The following is a 20,275-nucleotide window of genomic DNA, read 5'->3' on the forward strand; positions in this document are numbered from 1 at the left end:
TATTTTAAACCTTATCAAGAAGTGTATTAACCTCCACCAACAGGAGGAAATAGGGCTACAATATCTCCATCTTCTATTTGTCTATCTAAGGAACCATCTATTCCATTGAGCAAGGCTATGCTTACCTCTTTTTCATCTATGTTTAAAGCCTCTATTACCTGGGATATAGTAGTACCTTCTTCAAACTCCATTATCTGTTTCTTTTCTCTTCCTTCCCTAAAGTAGGCAAATAACCTAACTTCTGCTTTTATCATAATACGCCTCCTTTCACCATTATTATATAATATAGACTTGCATAATGCATCAATTAATTGACTCAAAATCTATATGAATAAAATAAGATGGCAGACCATCTTTATAGCCTGCCACCCTTTTTATGGATATCTACCTGCTTTATTTGTCAGCCAAACCTAAATATTTCTTGTAATCTTCAAGACCTAATCTCTCTAAAGTATCTTCCGTTGGTATACCCTTCTCATCCCAGCCTCGTACAGAGTAGTATTCAGGAAGTAATTTATCAAGATGGTGTACATGGCCTTTCGTAGGTCCATTTACTACAGGGTCTTCTAATAGTCTCTTTGGAAGTTTGTCATGAGAACTATCTATACCTTCTCTTAAGTTAAATAGTTTTTCTAAGTTCCAAACCCTTTCTCCTGCTTCTAACAGTGTTTCGTCATTATATATATCCCCGCATACTGCATTATACATATCTACATAGTCAGGTAAACCTAATCCAAAGGTACTGAATACGCAAAGTCCTATAGAGTCTATAACAGCAGTTAAGTCATGGAAGGTCTTAGCATAAGCTGCTTTTCCTTCTAAGGATAGTCTATCTAACTTTTCTGGATATCCTAATATTTCAGGGCTTATCATATATCCTTTAATATGACAACCACCTCTGTTGTTTACAGCGTAGGTAATACCATGTCCTTGAACTCCTCTTGGATCATATGCAGGAAGTTCTTGTTTCTTAACGGTCATAGATATTTCTGGAGCGCCATAGGATTCTGCTAATCTATAAGAACCTTCAGCTAACTTGTCACCAAAGCCTTCCCTTAATACCATCTTCTTTGTCCAGCCTAATACAGCGTCTGCATCTCCCCATTTTAGACTTAGACCATCTGCAGCTATCTCTTCATCTTTAATATATCCTTTTTCATAAAGTTCCATAGCAGCGGCTATAGTTGCACCAGCTGAAATTGTATCCAATCCATATTCGTTACAGAGCATATTACATTCATTGATTACATCATAATCATAAACATCACAGTCTGCTCCAAAGGACCATATAGTTTCGTATTCTGGCCCACCGACTACAGTGCCATCAGCTAATTTTACTATTCTACCACAAGCAATAGGGCATCTAAAACAAGGATGCTTTCTAACAAGATGTTTCTCCGTCATAGTTTCCCCACTTATTAGATCTGCCTTTTCAGTATAGGATTCTTGGAAATTTCTAACTGGCATTACACCAGATTCATTTATTATATTTACTAAAACTGCACTACCATAGGAAGGTAATCCACCACCAGCTACTGGATCTTCTCTTAATATTTTAATCTTCTCTTGGGAAACCTTCTTAGTCCTCTCTTCGTCAAATAGAGAAACTTTATTCGTCCCCTTTACTACTACAGCCTTTAAGTTCTTTGAACCCATAACAGCTCCTACGCCACCTCTACCTGCTGCTCTGTCTATATCATTCATTACTGAAGCCATTGGAGATAGCTTTTCTCCTGCTGGGCCAATGCAGAGGACTTTCACCTTCTCATGTTCCTTTTCTAACGCTTCTGTAACTTCTGATGAGGTCATTCCCCAAAGATGAGATGCATCTCTAATTTCTACTTTATCATCTTCAATATATAAATATACTGGCTTGTCAGCACGGCCTTCAAATATTATTGCATCATGTCCTGTGGATTTGAAATTAGGTCCCCAATATCCACCAGAGTTTGCAATAGCAATAGTACCAGTTAATGGAGATTTAGTTATAACCATATACCTTCCACTGGTTGGTACCGGTGCGCCTGTTAAAGCTCCTGTAGCTATTATCATCTTGTTTTCTTCGCTTAGTGGGTCAACATTAACAGGAACTTCATCCATCATTACTTTTACTCCTAATCCTCTTGCACCTAAATACTTTTGTGCTATTTCTAAATCTAGAGGTTCTACTTCAACGGTTCTCTCCGTTAAATTGACTCTTAAAATCTTCCCCATATATCCATTCATGATAATCCTCCTTTATATGTTGTATAGTTGACTTTGTAATTAATAATATTTCTTCTATAAATAATATATGCATTTTTCATGCCAAATAATAAAAGCTTAGACATGCCTTCGATGTCTAAGCTTTTATTATGGTTGTTCCATTATGGATCATTTATTTATTTTATGGCTGTTCTAAAGTGGAGCATCGTTCGAACTTAGAACAGTCTATTTGATACTTTTCTATTTTTCTATATAAGGTATTCCTCCCAATACCTAATGCTTCTGCCGAGTGGGTAATATTACCAGAATGCATCTCCAATACACTTTTTATATGATTTTTCTCAACATATTCTAAGGATAGATCCTTGTTTTGTATAATATCTTTCCCCTCTATAAAGCTTTCTAATTTACCGTCTACTTTAATAGGTACATGTTCCATATTTATAATTAGTTCAACATAATTTTCCAATTCCCTTACATTGCCGGGCCAATCATAGTCCATAAGTTCTTTCATCTGTTTTTCTGATATGGATACTACCCTTTTGTTTAATCTTTTAGATATCTTAGCCATAAAATAATCTATTAACAAAGGTATATCTTCTTTTCTCTCCCTTAAAGAGGGTAACTGAATAGGTAACACCTTTAGTCTATAGAATAAATCCTTTCTAAAGCTACCCTTTTTTACTTCTTCTTCTAGATCCCTATTGCTAGCTGCTATTATCCTAACATCTACAACTTTCTGATCCAGACCTCCAATTCTTGAAACTGTGCCTTCCTCTATCACCCTTAGAAGTCTAGTCTGCATATCATAAGGCATCTCACCTATTTCGTCTAAAAAAATAGTACCTCCATCGGCAATTTCAAACTTTCCAGGCTGACCGCCTTTTTTAGCACCAGTAAAAGCTCCTTCTACATATCCAAATAATTCTGATTCGATTAAATTTTTTGGTATAGCCCCACTGTTTATGGCTACAAAAGGTTCATCCCGCCTATTGCTATAATTGTGAATAGACTGAGCAAATATTTCCTTTCCCGTTCCACTTTCTCCAGTTATTAGTATGGTAGATTTGCTATCAGCTATCTTCTTTGAAAATTCTATTGCATTTTTAAACTTTTGATTTTCGCCTATTATCTTGTCAAAAGTATATATGGCCTGTCTCCCCATTATTCTATTAGCAAGTTTTCTTTCCTTTTTAAATTCGCTAAATATATATACTATATCCATTACTTCTCCATTTGCATCAAATAAGGGATAGGAAGTTAGATTAAATCTTAACTTATTAGTTCTTGCATTGACAAATACTTCTTCATCCTCAAAATTATGTTTTGATGCTACTACATTTTTTACCGTAGCCCAGCCTTTAAATAGCTGGGATGCCTTTATCTTTTTTATTTCTTCAAAGGTGTATCCAAACATTTCAAGTACATGACTATTTGCAATCTTTATATTGCCCTCTAAATCTGAAATGATAAGCCCCATAGGTATAGAATTGACAATATCATATATATATCTATTAACTATGTTGGGCTCATAATTATATAGAAGTAATTCAACTGTTTCTACTTTATCACCGATGTTTATTTTACCTCCCTTTAAAATCTTTGTAAATATTGCATTTTGGTGCAATGGGCAAGTTCCTCCACCCTTTATTATATTACATTGGGGAAAACAGCTTTTTCCCACCTCTGTAACTTCATGGATAGTTTCGCCAATTCTAATGGTAGAACCAGGAACTATATGGTCTAAATTCAAATTTTTTACCCTTATATTTTCATGATACCTATTAGTACAAAGTCCTTTAACTTCTAAGGATTTAATCTCATCCCAACCTTCTTCTGTAAATATGGAAACCTGCCTACTTCCTCCTTTTGAATGTATGTCTCCCACCAAGCCTAGGTCTTCTTTAAAATAACCTTCTTCAACCAATCTTATAGATTCATCTTCCTCCGTTTGAATATAGATTCCTACTACTTCCCCAATTGTAGTATATCTTCTCATATATTAAAGCACCTCAATAGTATCCCCTGGTCTTATTGTTCCACCTTTTATTACTTTAGTGAATATACCTTCTTTAGGCATAATACATTTTCCTACTGTCAATACAATGGCACAACCTGTATGACACTCTTTTCCTATTTGTGTTACTTCCTGGACGGTCTCCCCTATTTTGAGTCTAGTACCTACCGGAAGTTCATAAAGTATTATACCCTCTGTAGTAATATTCTCTGCAAAATCACCATGTTTTAACCCTTGTATTCCTTGTTCTTCCATCTTTCTAAAGCTTTCAATCCCTAAAAGGCTCACCTGCCTATGCCATTTGCCAGCATGAGCATCTCCTTCTAGCCCAAATCCTTCGATGAAAACGCCTTCATCAATAGGATGCTTAACCACTCCTTTTTTTTCTGATATATTTATATCCAATACCTTACCAATTTTATTCATATTATCACCCTTTCTATCAGTCCGTTTTTCTAATATACTCTCCAGATTTGCCTCCAGATTTTTTCATAAGTTTAATATCTTCAATTACCATATCCTTATCTACTGCCTTACACATATCGTATATAGTCAATAAAGCCAAAGAAACAGCAGTTAATGCTTCCATTTCCACCCCTGTTTTCCCAATAGTCTTTACTTCCGATTCTACTTCTATGGTATCTTCTAGTATATTAAATCTAATATCTACACCAGTTAAGTTTATATTGTGACACATGGGTATCAATTGGCTAGTCCCCTTGGCACCCATTATTCCTCCAACTTGAGCTACGGAAAGAACATCTCCTTTTTTAATTAAACCTTCTTTTACAAGATTTATAGTTTCTTCTTTCATGCGTATTTTTCCAGTTGCTATAGCTATCCTTCTAGTATCTTCTTTATGGCCTACTTCTACCATATGGGCTCTACCTTCTTCATTGAAATGAGTAAAATCCATGCCTATCCTCCTATTTGATACATTTTCTTAAATATATATTCTCCCTCTTCTAACCTATGGGATTCTGGCTTTTGTTTTATTGCCTTCACAATCAACCTCTCTATGTTCTCACCTCTTCTTAAAGCTGCTTTTAAATCTATCTCATCATTTGAATGAAGGCATAGCTTTAATTTACCTTGAGCTGTTAGTCTAACCCTATTACAATATGCACAGAATTTACAAGATATTGGATTTATCAATCCAACTTTTCCCCTTCCATTAGGTAATTTATAGTATACTGCAGGAGAGGATATATCCTCCCTTTCTATTTCCGTTAATCGGGGAACCTTTTCCAAAACTATTTGATTTGATACAAAGTGTTTCGATTCATATTTAATTGCTTCTCCTATAGGCATCAATTCAATAAATCTTACATCTATCTCTTCTTTTTCCGTCAATCTAACGAAATCCTCTATCTCATCATCATTAAATCCCCCTACTAAAACGGTATTTATCTTGATAGGAGTGAGTCCTACTTCTTTTGCAGCCTCAATCCCCTCCATTACATCTTTTAACTTACCACCTCTCGTAATATGGGAGTATTTCTTCTCATCTAAAGTATCCAATGATATATTTACCCTATCAAGCCCTGCAGATTTCAAATCTTTAGCATGTTTTTTCAAAAGGATACCATTAGTAGTCATGGCTAAATCCTCTATTCCCTCTAGTTTTCCTATTCCTCGAAAGATATCCACTATACCCTTTCGTATCAAGGGTTCACCACCTGTTATGCGGATTTTTTTAATTCCTAATCCTTCAAATACCCTTGCAATTTCTACTATCTCCTCTACCGATAGTATATCCTTATGGTTAGTTTTACATATACCTTCTTCAGGCATACAATATTTACATCTTAAATTGCATAGATCCGTTACAGATATACGTAAATAGCTTATATTCCTCCCAAATAGGTCTTTCATAACATCCACCTTCTTCCTTTGTCTGCAAAAGTTTTTTGAAATATTAATATAATTATACCACAAAAAAAAGCCCTTCCAAAATAACTTTGGATGAGCTTTTTAACCCTCTATGTAGTTGAAAGGATCAAACCAAATAGTAATTGGAAAGTATCGGGAACATAGCTCAAAATTATATACCCTTCCTTCCACATCCTTAAAGGAAACGAAATAGCTATTATGGATTGGAGAATAATCTATATTTAAAAAATCCAAATTTTTACTAGGATAATTTTTATTAACATAGTTTATTGCAAAAACTTTCCCTATCTGCTTAGGGATAATTCCACTTATCCATAAAACAACTATTAAGGCAATTATATAGATTAGGATCAATTTTTTAGCATCGATTATCATTTTCATCCCTGCCTTTTTATACTTCTTTTCATTATATATAACAATATTAGAGGTCCATTTGTGACAACTTTGTCTAAATTTTTTTAAATATTTATCCCATAGGTAACATCACACTTAAAATAAATTCCCCTCTATCATATTCATAGTTTAATATTCCATTATATTTTTCCACCACTGAATCCATACTTTTAATGCCAAAACCATGTTTTTCTTTATCTTCCTTAGTGGTCTTAAGCAGTCCTTCTTCATCTATTGGATTAAATGGTGTGGGATTGGATATTTCAATAAATAAATAGTCCTTATATGGGTTTATCCTAACTTTTATATTTCTTTTATCTATATCCTCTATCTTTTCATTAGCCTCTATTCCATTATCTAATGCATTTCCCAATATTACGCACAAGTCTGTTGGTTTAATACCCACATTATCTGGAATGGCCACTTTCATATCTATATCTATCTTTTTCTTAATCCCTTCTGACTTTTTCTGATTTAGTATGGCATCTATCACGGCATTTCCGGTTTTAATCCATGTGTGGACTTCAAATTTTTCATCTTTTAAATTTTCCATATACTCATTTGCTAATTCTAAATTTCCCTGTTTCAGTATTTTTTCTATACAAATAATATGATTCTTAAAGTCATGATGAGTTTTCCTAACCTCCTCATATATTTTTTCTTTTTCTTCAATTTCTTTTGTTAACATCTCATTTTTCATTTCCATTACTTTATAATTACTTCTCTCCCTGTAAAATTTATTTAATTTCATAAAAACATAGTATGTGATTACCACTATGAGTAAAGAGCCTATGTTTACAGTTATCATTAAATATTGAATACCTACGTTTAATTCGTTTAAAATCAAACCTATATTAAATATAACTAATAGATTTATCCCAGATATTAAATAGACAAATAATATCCAATACCAATAGTAGCGAGGTATGCCAGATTCTCTCTCTACATAGTTATTTTTTATTATCCTCAAAATTATAAATAAAAATAATTTTGATATCTGGGAAAATAGTATCCTAGCCCAAGTTTGTTCTACTATTATGTCCTTTACATCTTTGCCAATAAACTTGCTTATTATATTTACCGCTATGATATCGCCAAATATTAAGAAGAAATAGAACATGGTGACAAAAAATATTTTTTCTTTTAGATTTCCATTGAATAGTTTATATGCTATAAATAAAAAAATTATATATATTAATATCGTCCGTATCATTAAATAGATATCGATCTCAGTTAATATAAATATAAGAGTTGATAATGATATAATAGACAGATAATAATATCCATCTTTTATATTCCTATTCTTCTTTAACATAAATCCTAAAAAGTCGAAAAATAGAAGGACTTCGATTAGAGATAAAGCATATTCATATAAACTCCATAATATTGACTGGGACACTGCTATCCTCTCCTTGCAGTACTAATAAAACTTCTCTTCACTTCCTCTAGTCTATATCTACTAACAGGTAGTTTTTCTTCATTATCCAAGGTTATATCTAGATTTCCTATGCTCTTGATATATCTCTCATTTACTAGACAACTTCTATGTATGGGAATAAATCCTTTAGGGATAAATACATCTTCTACATCCTTAAATCTTCTAATAGTAGTCCTATGCTTACCATGGAAAGTTTGGATTTGAACAACCCGATCCATAAACTCAAAATACAATATATCGCTAATATATAGAGCCACATCTCCACAAATAGTTTTGAATACATGTTTTTCATCTTCAAGTTTTTCCACAGCACTATTTAAAGCTTCTTCTAATTCCATATCTATATGAGTTTTCCTAATATATCTAAAGGTATTATATTTAAAAACTTTATATACTTCGTCATCCATAGAGGTTATGAATATCAGCAAAACCTCTTCATCTCTTTTCCTAATAAGCTCAGCTATCTCTATACCATCCTTTTTTGGCATATCTATATCTAAAAAGATGATATCAAAAGGCTTGTCCTTATTATCATAAGCCCTAAGTAACTCTATTCCATCTACAAATTTGTAGGCATTAGCACAGATATTACCATATTTTAAAGTATTAATTATCCTATCTTCAATATAATCCAAAAAATAACTATTATCATCACAGATTCCAATGTTTATCATCATAATCATCCTCTATAAGAATTTTCTGATTATAGATTATCATGAATTATATGTGATGACAATGCAAAAACCTCCCACATCTACTTGGAGGTTTTTGTTCGTTATAGTAATAATCCCACACCCACACACTCTTGACTTTTCTATTTCTTCTTCGGCTTCTTAGGCTCGTAGGCTATAAATATTGACTGTTTCCCTTCTGCTGATATAGCCATCTTCTTTGATAGCCTAGCAATGTTTTTTAATACTTTCGTCTTTGTGTTTCCCACCCTGAACCCCCCTTTCTAAATATTTTTGCTTGATTATTGAATAAGCTATGGAAAACACCGTTATAGCTAACATAAACCATATATCTATTAAATCAGCCTTTACTATATATCCCAAAACCCCTGTTGCACTTAAGATTGATATTCTTATTCTGGATATTTTTTTATTTCTAACCATCTCCTCTTCTGTCTTTGGATTGTTCTTATTTTCAATTGGGGCAAATTTGAATATAACTAGCATAGAAATTATTAGTAATAGTAATCCTATAAATGGTTTATAAATATCTGATATTATACAATTTAAAATTACTAAAACTATATACGTAAATATGGAATAGATATAACATTCATAATAGTGTTTTGCATGGTATCCGCCTGTATAGGATTTTAAGAAGAAATGCACTAATAAAAATGTCACAGCAAAAATCAAGTTCCCTATTAAAAATCCTAGTATCAATATGCTAATGGATGTAAATAAAGTAGATATAAGCAATTCTAATCCATAAATATAAATTTCCCTATCCTCTATATCTATTATGTTATTGGTTATCAAATAAAAACTTATATCCTCCGCTAATTTATGTAACATATAAGCCCTCCATAAACCCCAATCTTATTTAGAATATACCATATTTAATGTAAGTTTTGCCAAAAACGGTACGAATGGTAGGAAAAACGGTACGAATAGCAAAATAAAGTTAGATTCTGTATAATCTAACTTTATTTGTTAACGACTATCCTATTTATCCACTCCTATTAACCTATCATGATGACTTCTCCAATATTTTCAAAACCATATCCCCCTAGATTATCAACTCTTTCTTTAAATTCTTCGGATTTTAATATATTTATAAATTGTTTAACCTTTTCATCTTCTAACGAATCTTGGGTTACTAAAAAGTCATAATCTTCAAAAGCAATATTTATAAAGTCTAAATCTAAAGCTTTAGCTGCTGAATAAATACCTAAGCCTGTAGTAGCAGACCCTGTTTTTACTGCTGTGGCTACTGCCATATGGGTAGTAAATTCCCTATCATATCCTTCTATAATAGAGGGATCTATTTGATTTCTACCTAGATGATAATCTAAAAGTATCCTAGTGCCCGCTCCTCTTTGTCTATTTACATAGATTATATCTTCTCTAGTCAAATCAGAAAAATCCCTTATATTCTTAGGATTTCCCTTTTCCACTATAAACCCTTGATGTCTCTTTACCCCTTTGATTAAAGCCATCTTTTCTCCTGGGAAGTATTTTCTTATATAGGAAATATTGTACTCTCCAGTTTCCAAGTCCAATAAATGGATTGGGGCAATGTGACATTCACCTCTTTTCATGGCTAGAATTCCTCCCATACTGCCTACATGACCAGAGGTTAGCCTCATCATATCCCCTAATATATCCATTATAATATCATGACTACCTATGGATACTAGGGTCCTTTTTATCTGAGATAAGGGCTTTAATAATCTTACATTAACCTTATCCCCAGCTTCCACTCCTTCTAAGTTTTGAGGGATTATGGCTATACCATCGGCTTTTACCAGGGACATAGTAACCCCTGCTCCACTAGATAAAGGTGTAGCCACTAATTTATCATCTACATATCCTAGATTAACCCTTGCCAATTCCCTATTCTTTAAAGAGGATACTATTTTTTTAGAGCTAATAGCTTCGACAATTAAATCCTCTTCCTCCTCTAATCCTATATATTTCAATATTAAAGGTCTAACGAAGGTTTCAAATACTATATAAGAAGATACAGGATATCCTGGTATACCTATTACAGGTTTACCATCTATGATGCCTAATATAGTTGGTTTACCAGGCTTTAATGCTACTCCGTGAATTGCAACTTCCCCTAATTCCTCTATTACATGAACAACATAATCCTTGGTTCCAGCAGAAGAACCTGCCCCTATTATTAAGATATCGTTCTCCTTTACACCTTTTAATACCGCCTTTTTAAGTTTCCCATAATCATCTTCTACGGGACTATATCTATTAGGGATTCCACCATCTTCCTGGACCAATGCTTCAAAAACCCTGGAGTTAGAATCTATTATTTTGCCTGGTTTTAATCTATCTACTTTTTCTATTATCTCCGTTCCCGTTGGTAAAATACCAACCTTTGGCTCTTTGTACACCTTTAGTTTTTGAATACCTCCCGATATCAACGCTCCTAAATCTATAGGCCTTATCTTATGTTTTGAGGGTGTTATCATCTCAGTAGCCACTATATCTTCCCCAATAGGCCTTATATGCTGCCAAGGATGGGCTGCTTTAAGTATTTGAACTTTTCCTTTTTCTACCTCTATTACATCTTCGATCATTATTACAGCATCATAGGGTTCTACTACCATATTGCCTGTATTTACATATGTAAAATCCTTATCTTCCTCTAGTATTTTAGGATTAGTAGTAGCGGCGCCTATAGTTTTAGAAGCCTGAACCAATATACCATCCATAGCTGCTGCATTATAATTTGGCGAAGAAACCTTAGCATATTGAGGCTCAAAAGTTATCCTATTCAAAGAATCTAGTACATCTATCTCTTCCCACTCAGGTTTTATAGCTAAACTTCTATAGTAGCTTTCTTTAGCCTTATCCACATCTATATTATCTATATAAATATTTCTCCTCATTTTATCCATATATATCACCTTTCAATTCTAGTATAAAATATATTAAACTACAGCAAATAGACTTCCCTTTCTTCTCCTTTATAAACCCCTTCTTCATGGGTTTTGATCACTATGTACCCATCTGCATCTGCTAGTAAAGTGATCATCCCCGATTCTCCAAAATTTGGAGTAGCATACAGCTTTCCATCCTTCTCCTTTAATTTAACCATCTGGTAGGTTTCCCGCCCAGGAGATGATGGGAAGTTAAAGTCCATTATGGCTTTGGTCTTAGGAGTAAAATCAATAATCCCCATCTTGTGCCTTACATAATATTCTACAATAGCTTTAAATACCATAATAGATGAAACTGGGTGCCCAGGAAGGCCAAATATTATTTTTCCTTCCCCTTCTCCTACTATAGTGGGTTTCCCTGGTTTAATAGACATGCCATGGACAAATACCCCTGCGCCTTCAAAGGAATCTATCACCTTAGCTGTATAGTCCCTAGTGCCTACAGAGCTTCCTCCCGATATAAGGACTATATCGGATATTCCTATAGCTTTTTCTACCTCATTTCTCAAAAGGTTATAATCATCCCTTACGATGGTCCTTTCCACTACTTCCCCACCTAAGCGGATTATGAGGGAATGAAGGGCATAGCTATTTATATCCCTAACTTTACCTAATTCTAGCTTTTCGTCTAAATCTATTATTTCATCTCCGGTAGATATGATATAAAATTTAGGTTTTTTATATACATTAACTTGCAATATACCTAGGGCTGCTAAAACACCTATGGATTCTGGGGTTATCCTTCTCCCCTTTTCCAAGGCTATTTCTCCTATCTTAATATCATCCCCTTTTAGTATCATATTCTCATTAAAGGATATAGACTTATATACCATAAGGGTGGACTCATCTAGTTTTTCCGTATTCTCTATCATCACCATCCCATCGGCTCCTTCTGGAACCATTCCCCCTGTAGGCACATATACTGCCTCACCAGATTTTATATTATACTTAGATACCTCTCCCATGTGAACTTCACCTATAATATTGAATAGGCTAGGCATGGATTCACTGGCCCCATGGCTTTCCTTACTCTTTATAGCATACCCATCTACTGTAGAACGATTAAATTCTGGTACATCTATATTGGAGATAATATCCTCCCCTAAGATCCTATGGGTAGCTTCTAATAAAGGTATATATTCCTTTTCAAATATATAATCCTCAAAAACTTCCACTACCTTTCTTTGGGCTTCCTCTACCGATACTACATTAAAAAAATCCACATCAATTACCTACCTTTCCCTCTTCAAGATATATAACATTATCACACAATCTTTTAGATTGATCTATATTATGGGTAACTATAAGTACAGTACCCTTACTTTCCTCATTAAATCGCAGTATTTCCCTTTCCATTATCTTAATGGATTCTGGGTCTATATTAGATGTGGGCTCATCTAATAACAATAGTTTAGGTTCAAATACTAAAGCTCTTGCTAAACTTACCTTTTGAGATTCCCCTCCAGAAAGAAGATGAGCTTTCTTATCCTTAAGATCCTCTATCTCAAATCTTTCAATAATATCCTGCACTCTTCTTCTCATTTCATCTTTCTGTACTTTCCTAATTCTTAAAGGGTATTCTATATTTTCATAAACCTTTCTTCTAAACAAATAAGGTTTTTGGGTCACCAGTGTCATTTCCTTATATATACCCTGGCTTAAGCCCTTCTCACCATATTTTACTTCCCCTAAATATTCCCTATCCAATCCCCCAATTATGTTCAACAAAGTAGATTTTCCTGAGCCATTAGGGCCTATTATTCCTGTTATCTTTCCTTTTTCAAATTGTAGTTCATCTATATTTAATACCAGCTTATCGGAATAATATTTTTTTATATTCTTAACGAATACTTCCATATCAATCCTCCCCACTGTAGGAATATATTATACTATTTATAACAAAGGATATGATGAGCAAAACTATTCCCAATGCTATAGCCATTGGATAATCCCCCATGGAGTTCATCATGGATATAGTAGTAGTAATCACTCTAGTATGACCCTTAATATTTCCTCCTACTATCATAACCGCTCCCACCTCGGATATAGCCCTAGAAAAAGCCGTTACTATATTGACCATTAATTCTATCCTTAGCTCTTTAATAGTTAAAATTATTATATCAAACTTTCCTGCTCCTAGGGTTAACCCTATTTTTTCTATAGTCTTTCCCCTGCTTTTAGCAAGGCTATAGGTTAGTCCTAGAATTAAAGGGGTTACCAGTAGGACTTGGGCGATGATCATAGCTCTTGGGGTATATAATAGCTCTAAATCGCCTAAAGGTCCTCGCCTTGATAACAATATGGCCACTACCAACCCAACTATTACAGAGGGAATGCTCATAAAGGTATAGAGAATCCGAGAAAAGAACCTTTTCCCCTTAAACTCCTTTATGCCAAGATGGATTCCTAAGGGAATAAAAATTAATGATGCTATTATAGTAGCTGTTGTAGATACCAGTAGCGATAAGGAAATTATACCATATACTTCCTTATCAAATCCTATAAGAAGCCTAAAAGCTTCCTTAAACCCTTCGTGAATATAGTTCATCTAGTTCACCACCTAAAATTCAAGCTGCATATTTTCTATTCATATGCAGCTTGAAAATCTACTTTCTATACATGGATTATTTTGCATTTGGTATAAACAAGGGCATTCCATATTCCTCTACACCAAATTCTCCTATTAATTCTTGAGTTTTGTCTGACAACATCCATTCCATAAATGTTTTTGCATCTTCAGCATTTATCTTATCATTTTTCTCTGGATTTACAGGAATTATACCATATTGGTTAAATAGGTTTTCATCCCCTTCTATTATTATATCCAAATCCAAATCGTCCTTCATGCTTAAATAAGTTCCCCTATCGGTAATAGTATAAGCCCTTTTCTCATCAGCAATTTTTAGTACGTCTCCCATACCAGAACCTGCAGATATGTACCAATCCCCTTCTGGTTCTATTCCTGCTTCTTTCCATATAGATAGTTCTTTTTTATGGGTACCCGAATCATCTCCCCGAGATACAAACTCCGTTTCCGTTTCAGCTAAAATCTTTAAACCTTCTAATATATCATTTGGGTGTTCTACCTTTAGATTTAATGGATCATCTCCTGGACCTACAAGTATAAAGTCATTATACATAACATCGTGTCTTTCTAAACCATGACCTTCAGCTACAAATTCCTCTTCTGATTCCTTAGCATGTACTAATAGTATATCTGCCTCTCCATCCTTACCCATCTGTAAAGCTTTACCTGTACCTACTGCTATTACCTTCACTTCAATTCCTGTCTCGTCCTTAAAAATTGGCAGTAGATAGTCTAAAAGTCCACTATCTTGAGTACTAGTAGTTGTGGATAATATAATGCTACCTCCATCCTTGTCCTGCTTTTGTCCACAACCTACTAACAATGTGAATATAAGTATAACACTTAAACTTACTGTTAAAAACTTTTTCATGAAACTTGCCCTCCTTAATTTTTAATTAAATAAAAAACCAGCCCTAGAAAGGACTGGAAACATACAATACAATCGTATGGATCTAATGTATTCCTTTCCAAACACGGGAGGCATAAAGATTTCTCCTTATACCCAAGACTTAAGTTTCATGGCCTATGGCTTTAGAAATTTAAGTTCGGAAAATTGGTATATATATTCATTTTTTCTCCTCTAGCAAAGCCTACTAAAGTAATTCCCAATTTTTCAGCCATTTCTACAGAAAGGCTAGTAGGAGCTGATCTAGAAACTATAATAGGTACCTGTCTCTTAGCTGCTTTGATGAGGATTTCAGAAGATATCCTTCCACTAGTTAGGATAACTTTATCTCTAGTATCTATATTCTCGGCCAATGCCCTTCCAAATATCTTATCCAAGGCATTGTGCCTTCCTATATCCTCTTCGAATATTATTATATCATCAGCACTACACAAAGCACAACTGTGGACTCCCCCAGTGTCTATGAAAAGTTGGGATTTTTTATTAAAACCTCTAACCAGTCTCTTTATACTTTCAATATCTATTGTTAGAGGTTTTTCTATCTTTTTAGACTTAAATGAATCTATCACATTGTAGAAAACCGTTCCCTTTCCACAACCAGAAGTAATAGTTCTTTTGCCCATAAATTTTTTACTAAACTCATTCATTTCATCTAGATACACATAACCTATTCCATTATCTTCATCAATGGTAATCCTTCTCACATTGGATAAGGAATTTATTAGCCCTTCAGAATATATAAAACCTAAAGCTAAGTACTCTAGGGAAGTAGGGCTACACAGTAGGGTCACAATCTCCATATCATTAATAAATATGGTGAATGGATATTCTGTTACTACTATATCCTCTTCTAAATTAGAAATATCTCCCTTAATCCTTAAAATTTCCACCTTTTTTGTATTATCCATGATTATATTCCCCAATTCTCACTTCCTATTATCTCCAAAAAATCTTCTAGATCTTCTTTAGTATTTAAATTCAAAAACATATCCCAATTCGGACTATATATTCTGGCTTCTTTTTCAGGAACATAATGAACTTCCAGCTTATCAAGCAATGAATTTACCGATCTTGCCCCTTTTAATAGATGCTGTTCAATATCCCATATCATATCCTTGGAATAAAAAGCATTGAAGGGCTCAATCCACTCTCCATATCTAGTTACACAGGCTTTAACCTCTATATCATCTAGTTTCCTCATCATGTAGTCTATATATTCCATACTTATATTGGGCATATCACAGGCTACAAAGTATACATACTGGCTACTAGCCTCTACTAATCCCACATGGATACCAGAAAGAGGCCCTTTCCCCACTATTATATCTTTAGTTATTTTATCGCTAAAACCTAGATAGTATTCAGATTTATTGGTTACTACTATTATTTCATCGAATACTTTGTTTAGCTTGTTTCTTAAATTGTCTATAAGTCTTCTTTCATCAATTTTTAGCAACTGCTTATCAAATCCCATTCGGGTGCTCTTTCCGCCAGCTAAAATAACAGCTGTTCCAAATTTTTTCATATTATCACCTAGCACATTCTCCTCCTTGCCCAGTGAGTATTTCTAATCCATGATGTATGCTATCCATTGCATACCCTAAGGATTCATTGACTGCCTTTGGGCTTCCCGGAAGATTTATTATTAAGGTTCCCCCACGTATACCGGATACAGCTCTAGATAACATGGCCCGTGGGGTAATGCTAAGGCTATAGTATCTCATAGCCTCAGCAATTCCATTAGCCATCCTATCACAGGCCTTTATAGTGGCTTCAGGTGTTACATCCCTACTACTAAAACCTGTACCACCTGTAGTTAATATCAAATCTACCCTCAATTCATCTGCCATATATGCCATCTCTTTGAAAAGCTTATCCTCATCATCAGGTAAGATCACCTTTCGTTTGACTTCATAGCCCTTTGATTTTACTATATCTGCTATAACCTTGCCACTTAAGTCTTCCCTTTCTCCAATAAAACCTTTGTCACTGGCAGTGATTATTCCCACTTTGAACATATTAACCACCCCAAGGAAGATTCATATATTCTTCCATCTTTCTGTCATATTCTTCCTTAAATAGCCTTTCATGGCCTTCTTCCCATTTAGCCAATCTTTCAAATAAACTTTTAGCATCTTCATCATCGGCTTCTTTTGCCGCCTTCTTATAGAACTCAGCATAGTCCCTTTCTATTAAATATGCCATCCTTAAGACAGTGATATCAGGCACATCAGATTCCACCAAGGTCTCATCTATATGCTCTGACCGTTCCCTCTTTTCAAATATGCTTTCCTCATCTCTATCAAATATATCCAAATCTAAATCGAAGGAATTCGTCTTTAAATAGCTTTCCAGCTGGGTCTTTACTAAATTATAATGATCCATTTCCACATCTGCTAACTTCAGGAATAAATTTTTAGTGGTAGGATCTACAAACTCACCAGCCTTCTCTTTAAAGAAATTGTAGCCATCTAATTCCATCTGCATGGCATATCTCAATATCTGTTCATACTTCTTCATAGGATCAACTCCCTAATTTTTCTATTCTAACAGCAGCTACCTTCAACTCGGGAATCTTTGCAATAGAATCCAGTTCTGTGTTAGTAAGGTAGTTAGCTGCTCCCTCAGCAAAGTGGAAAGGCATAAATAATACATTTTCATCTATTATATCGGTTATTTTCGCCTTCGTGATTATTTTTCCTCTTCTTGATGCTAATCTAACCTTTTCTCCATCAGCTATACCCAATTTATTAGCAGTTACCTCATTTATCTCTACATAGGATTCAGAGGAAATCTTATTTAGTCCCTCTACTCTACCAGTCATAGTTCTGGTATGGTAGTGATATAGTATTCTTCCAGTGGTAAATATAAATGGATATTCTGAATCAGCCAGCTCAGCGCTATCTCTATGATCTATTGGCATAAACAACCCTCTGCCTCTAGCTATAGCCGCTTTATGAAGATATTTAGTACCTGGATGATCTACATCTGGGCAAGGCCATTGTATGCCATCTTCCTCAATTCTATCGTAAGTAATACCTCCATATTGGGGTGTTACAGTTCTAATTTCCTCCATTATCTCCGAAGGATCTAAATACTTTTTGCTGTAGCCGAGTCTGTTCATAAGCTCCATCAATATCTGCCAATCAGGTTTAGAATCTCCTACTGATTCTATTGCCTTTCTTACCCTTTGAACTCTTCTTTCTGTATTAGTAAAGGTACCATCCTTTTCTGCAAAGGACGCTGCTGGCAATACTACATCAGCTAGTTCTGCTGTTTCCGTTAGGAATATATCTTGAACCACTAGAAAATCTAAGTTGTTTAAAGCTTTTCTCACATGGTTTATGTCCGGATCTGAAACCATAGGATTTTCTCCCATTATATATAGAAACTTAATATTTCCTGTCTCTGCTTCATCTAAAATTTCTGGTACTGTAAGTCCTACCTTGTTTGGAAGCTTTGATTCCCAAAGGGTTTCAAATTTCTCCTGAACTTCTGGTTTAAATACCTTTTGATATCCTGGCAAATCTGCTGGCAATCCTCCCATATCACAGGCCCCTTGAACATTATTCTGTCCTCTCAGTGGATTTACTCCAGCTGATTCCTTGCCAATGTTTCCACATAGTAGGCTTAAATTAGATACACTCATTACAGAATGGGTTCCTGTAGTATGCTGAGTAATACCCATAGCATAATATATTCCAGCCTTATCCGCCTGGGCATATATAAGGGCTGCTTTTATTATATCCTCCTCATCTACTCCACATATTTCTGCTACTAATTGTGGAGTATAGCCTCTTATAACCCTTTCAAATTCCTCAAAATTTTCCGTTCTTTCTTCTATATATTTTTTATCATGTAGTCCACGGCTAATGATTACATTCATCATGCCATTTAATAAAGCTATATTAGTCCCAGGTTTAATTTGAAGGAATACATCTGCATAGTCAGCTAATTCAATCCTTCTTGGATCAGCTACTATTAGTTTTGCCCCTCTTTTAACTGCCCTTTTCATAACCGTCCCTATCACAGGATGGTTCTCAGTAGTATTTGAACCAATTACAAATATAGCATCTGCATCTATTATTTCCTCTATGCTATTGGTCATAGCACCGCTTCCTAATGTAGTTGCAAGACCTGCAACGGTGGAAGCATGTCAGAGCCGCGCGCAGTGATCTACATTGTTGGTTCCAATCACTGCCCTGAACATCTTTTGGAATAAATAGTTTTCTTCATTGGTACATCTAGCTGAAGTTAATCCTGCAAAGACCTCTGGCCCATGATTACTTTTCGTTTCATTTACTTTATCTACGATGACCCTATAGGCTTCATCCCAACTAGCTTCTTCAAATTTTCCATTTCTCTTTATAAGAGGGGTTTTAAGCCTATCAGGATGATTAATAAAGGGATATGCAAATCTACCTTTTACACATAGAAGTCCATTGTTGGCCTTTCCCCTTGCTGGTTCTACTCCAACTACCTTATTCCCCTTAACCAATAGCTCTATTTGACAACCTACACCACAATAGGAACAAGTAGTCTTTACCTTTTCCAACTCCCAATGTCGAACTTTTTCCTTTCGCTTAGGCATTAGTGCACCAACGGGACAGGCAGCTACACAGTTCCCGCAGGATACACATTTTGAAGTTGCAAGCCCCATATCAAAGGGAGTAACTACCTTTGTATCAAAACCCCTGCCCTCTAAGCCAATAGCGTCAGTACATTGAAGCTCAGAACAAACTCTAACGCATTTACCACATAGAATACATTTATTAGGGTCATAGGTATAAAAATGATTGGAATAATCCGTATTATAATCCTTTTTCTCTCCTATATAGCTTCCTTCAAGAACTCCATATTCAAAACAATAATCTTGAAGACTACAATCTCCAGATTTTTCACAACTAAGGCAATCTTCCGGATGATTGGAAAATAGGAGATCTAATATATCTCTTCTTGCATTTATAACCTTTTCACTATGGGTTTGTATCTCCATACCTTCCCTTACCTTAAGGGAACAGGAAGTCTGAAGATTTTTCTTTCCCTTAACCTCTACTATACATAATCTACATGCTGCATAGGGCTCTAATCTATCATCATGACATAGGGTAGGGATATCTATCCCTAAGTCCCTACAAGCTTCAAGTACTGTAATATCCTTTGCCACTTGATGCTTTATGCCATTTATTATAATTTCCACCATA

General features: G+C 34.7%; 21 protein-coding genes and 1 riboswitch. All 21 genes read right to left on the reverse strand.

The window, feature by feature from the left end; all coding sequences use genetic code 11:
• Nucleotides 1–26 precede the first annotated feature (26 nt).
• Entirely contained in the window at nt 27–254 is a 228-nt protein-coding gene (locus C3E88_RS04750; protein WP_236909015.1) for a MoaD/ThiS family protein, read from the reverse strand.
• Nucleotides 255–393: 139 nt separating this feature from the next.
• Entirely contained in the window at nt 394–2,226 is a 1,833-nt protein-coding gene (locus tag C3E88_RS04755; protein WP_236909016.1) for an aldehyde ferredoxin oxidoreductase family protein, read from the reverse strand.
• A gap of 160 nt (nt 2,227–2,386) precedes the next feature.
• Nucleotides 2,387–4,204, reverse strand: coding sequence for a sigma 54-interacting transcriptional regulator (locus C3E88_RS04760; RefSeq protein ID WP_236909017.1), 1,818 nt, complete (start codon nt 4,202–4,204; stop codon nt 2,387–2,389).
• Nucleotides 4,205–4,207: 3 nt separating this feature from the next.
• A complete protein-coding gene (locus C3E88_RS04765) occupies nt 4,208–4,648 on the reverse strand; it encodes an MOSC domain-containing protein (RefSeq protein WP_272878419.1) in 441 nt (146 codons plus the stop codon).
• Between the two features lie 16 nt (nt 4,649–4,664).
• The gene (moaC, locus tag C3E88_RS04770) at nt 4,665–5,138 is read right to left on the reverse strand and encodes a cyclic pyranopterin monophosphate synthase MoaC (protein ID WP_272878420.1); all 474 of its coding nucleotides are present in this window, start codon (nt 5,136–5,138) and stop codon (nt 4,665–4,667) included.
• Between the two features lie 2 nt (nt 5,139–5,140).
• A complete protein-coding gene (gene moaA / locus C3E88_RS04775; protein ID WP_236909018.1) occupies nt 5,141–6,097 on the reverse strand; it encodes a GTP 3',8-cyclase MoaA in 957 nt (318 codons plus the stop codon).
• Between the two features lie 99 nt (nt 6,098–6,196).
• Nucleotides 6,197–6,490 (reverse strand): hypothetical protein, encoded by a 294-nt coding sequence (locus tag C3E88_RS04780; protein ID WP_236909019.1) that lies wholly within the window; start codon nt 6,488–6,490, stop codon nt 6,197–6,199.
• Between the two features lie 91 nt (nt 6,491–6,581).
• Nucleotides 6,582–7,907: an ATP-binding protein gene (locus C3E88_RS12425; protein WP_236909020.1), complete on the reverse strand. Its 1,326-nt coding sequence runs from the start codon at nt 7,905–7,907 to the stop codon at nt 6,582–6,584.
• A gap of 2 nt (nt 7,908–7,909) precedes the next feature.
• Nucleotides 7,910–8,620 carry a LytR/AlgR family response regulator transcription factor gene (locus C3E88_RS04790; protein ID WP_236909021.1) on the reverse strand — a complete coding sequence of 237 codons (711 nt, stop codon included), beginning with the start codon at nt 8,618–8,620 and terminating at the stop codon, nt 7,910–7,912.
• Between the two features lie 140 nt (nt 8,621–8,760).
• Nucleotides 8,761–8,886 carry an AgrD family cyclic lactone autoinducer peptide gene (locus tag C3E88_RS12430; RefSeq protein WP_236909022.1) on the reverse strand — a complete coding sequence of 42 codons (126 nt, stop codon included), beginning with the start codon at nt 8,884–8,886 and terminating at the stop codon, nt 8,761–8,763.
• The gene (locus C3E88_RS04800; protein WP_236909023.1) at nt 8,846–9,472 is read right to left on the reverse strand and encodes an accessory gene regulator ArgB-like protein; all 627 of its coding nucleotides are present in this window, start codon (nt 9,470–9,472) and stop codon (nt 8,846–8,848) included. The genes C3E88_RS12430 and C3E88_RS04800 overlap by 41 nt, the downstream gene beginning before the upstream one ends.
• Before the next feature lie 167 nt (nt 9,473–9,639).
• Nucleotides 9,640–11,526: a molybdopterin biosynthesis protein gene (locus C3E88_RS04805; protein WP_236909068.1), complete on the reverse strand. Its 1,887-nt coding sequence runs from the start codon at nt 11,524–11,526 to the stop codon at nt 9,640–9,642.
• A gap of 47 nt (nt 11,527–11,573) precedes the next feature.
• Nucleotides 11,574–12,800, reverse strand: coding sequence for a molybdopterin molybdotransferase MoeA (locus C3E88_RS04810; protein WP_236909024.1), 1,227 nt, complete (start codon nt 12,798–12,800; stop codon nt 11,574–11,576).
• Between the two features lies 1 nt (nt 12,801).
• Nucleotides 12,802–13,434 carry an ABC transporter ATP-binding protein gene (locus C3E88_RS04815; protein ID WP_236909025.1) on the reverse strand — a complete coding sequence of 211 codons (633 nt, stop codon included), beginning with the start codon at nt 13,432–13,434 and terminating at the stop codon, nt 12,802–12,804.
• 1 nt (nt 13,435) lies between these two features.
• Nucleotides 13,436–14,125, reverse strand: coding sequence for an ABC transporter permease (locus tag C3E88_RS04820; RefSeq protein ID WP_236909026.1), 690 nt, complete (start codon nt 14,123–14,125; stop codon nt 13,436–13,438).
• A 76-nt stretch (nt 14,126–14,201) separates the two neighbouring features.
• A complete protein-coding gene (locus C3E88_RS04825; protein WP_236909027.1) occupies nt 14,202–15,035 on the reverse strand; it encodes a substrate-binding domain-containing protein in 834 nt (277 codons plus the stop codon).
• A gap of 74 nt (nt 15,036–15,109) precedes the next feature.
• Nucleotides 15,110–15,229, reverse strand: a riboswitch (molybdenum cofactor riboswitch).
• Nucleotides 15,197–15,979, reverse strand: a complete 783-nt coding sequence (gene fdhD, locus C3E88_RS04830; protein ID WP_236909028.1) for a formate dehydrogenase accessory sulfurtransferase FdhD — start codon at nt 15,977–15,979, stop codon at nt 15,197–15,199. Its footprint overlaps the riboswitch before it by 33 nt.
• Nucleotides 15,980–15,981: 2 nt before the next feature.
• Nucleotides 15,982–16,611 carry a molybdenum cofactor guanylyltransferase gene (mobA, locus tag C3E88_RS04835; protein WP_236909029.1) on the reverse strand — a complete coding sequence of 210 codons (630 nt, stop codon included), beginning with the start codon at nt 16,609–16,611 and terminating at the stop codon, nt 15,982–15,984.
• Nucleotides 16,601–17,089, reverse strand: coding sequence for a MogA/MoaB family molybdenum cofactor biosynthesis protein (locus C3E88_RS04840; protein WP_236909030.1), 489 nt, complete (start codon nt 17,087–17,089; stop codon nt 16,601–16,603). The genes mobA and C3E88_RS04840 overlap by 11 nt, the downstream gene beginning before the upstream one ends.
• A gap of 1 nt (nt 17,090) precedes the next feature.
• Entirely contained in the window at nt 17,091–17,591 is a 501-nt protein-coding gene (locus C3E88_RS04845; RefSeq protein WP_236909031.1) for a ferritin-like domain-containing protein, read from the reverse strand.
• A gap of 4 nt (nt 17,592–17,595) precedes the next feature.
• Nucleotides 17,596–20,274 carry a formate dehydrogenase subunit alpha gene (fdhF, locus tag C3E88_RS04850; protein ID WP_236909032.1) on the reverse strand — a complete coding sequence of 893 codons (2,679 nt, stop codon included), beginning with the start codon at nt 20,272–20,274 and terminating at the stop codon, nt 17,596–17,598.
• Nucleotide 20,275 lies beyond the last annotated feature (1 nt).

The organism is Clostridium sp. Cult3 (assembly GCF_021655115.1).
Taxonomy (GTDB): domain Bacteria; phylum Bacillota; class Clostridia; order Tissierellales; family Tepidimicrobiaceae; genus PPXY01.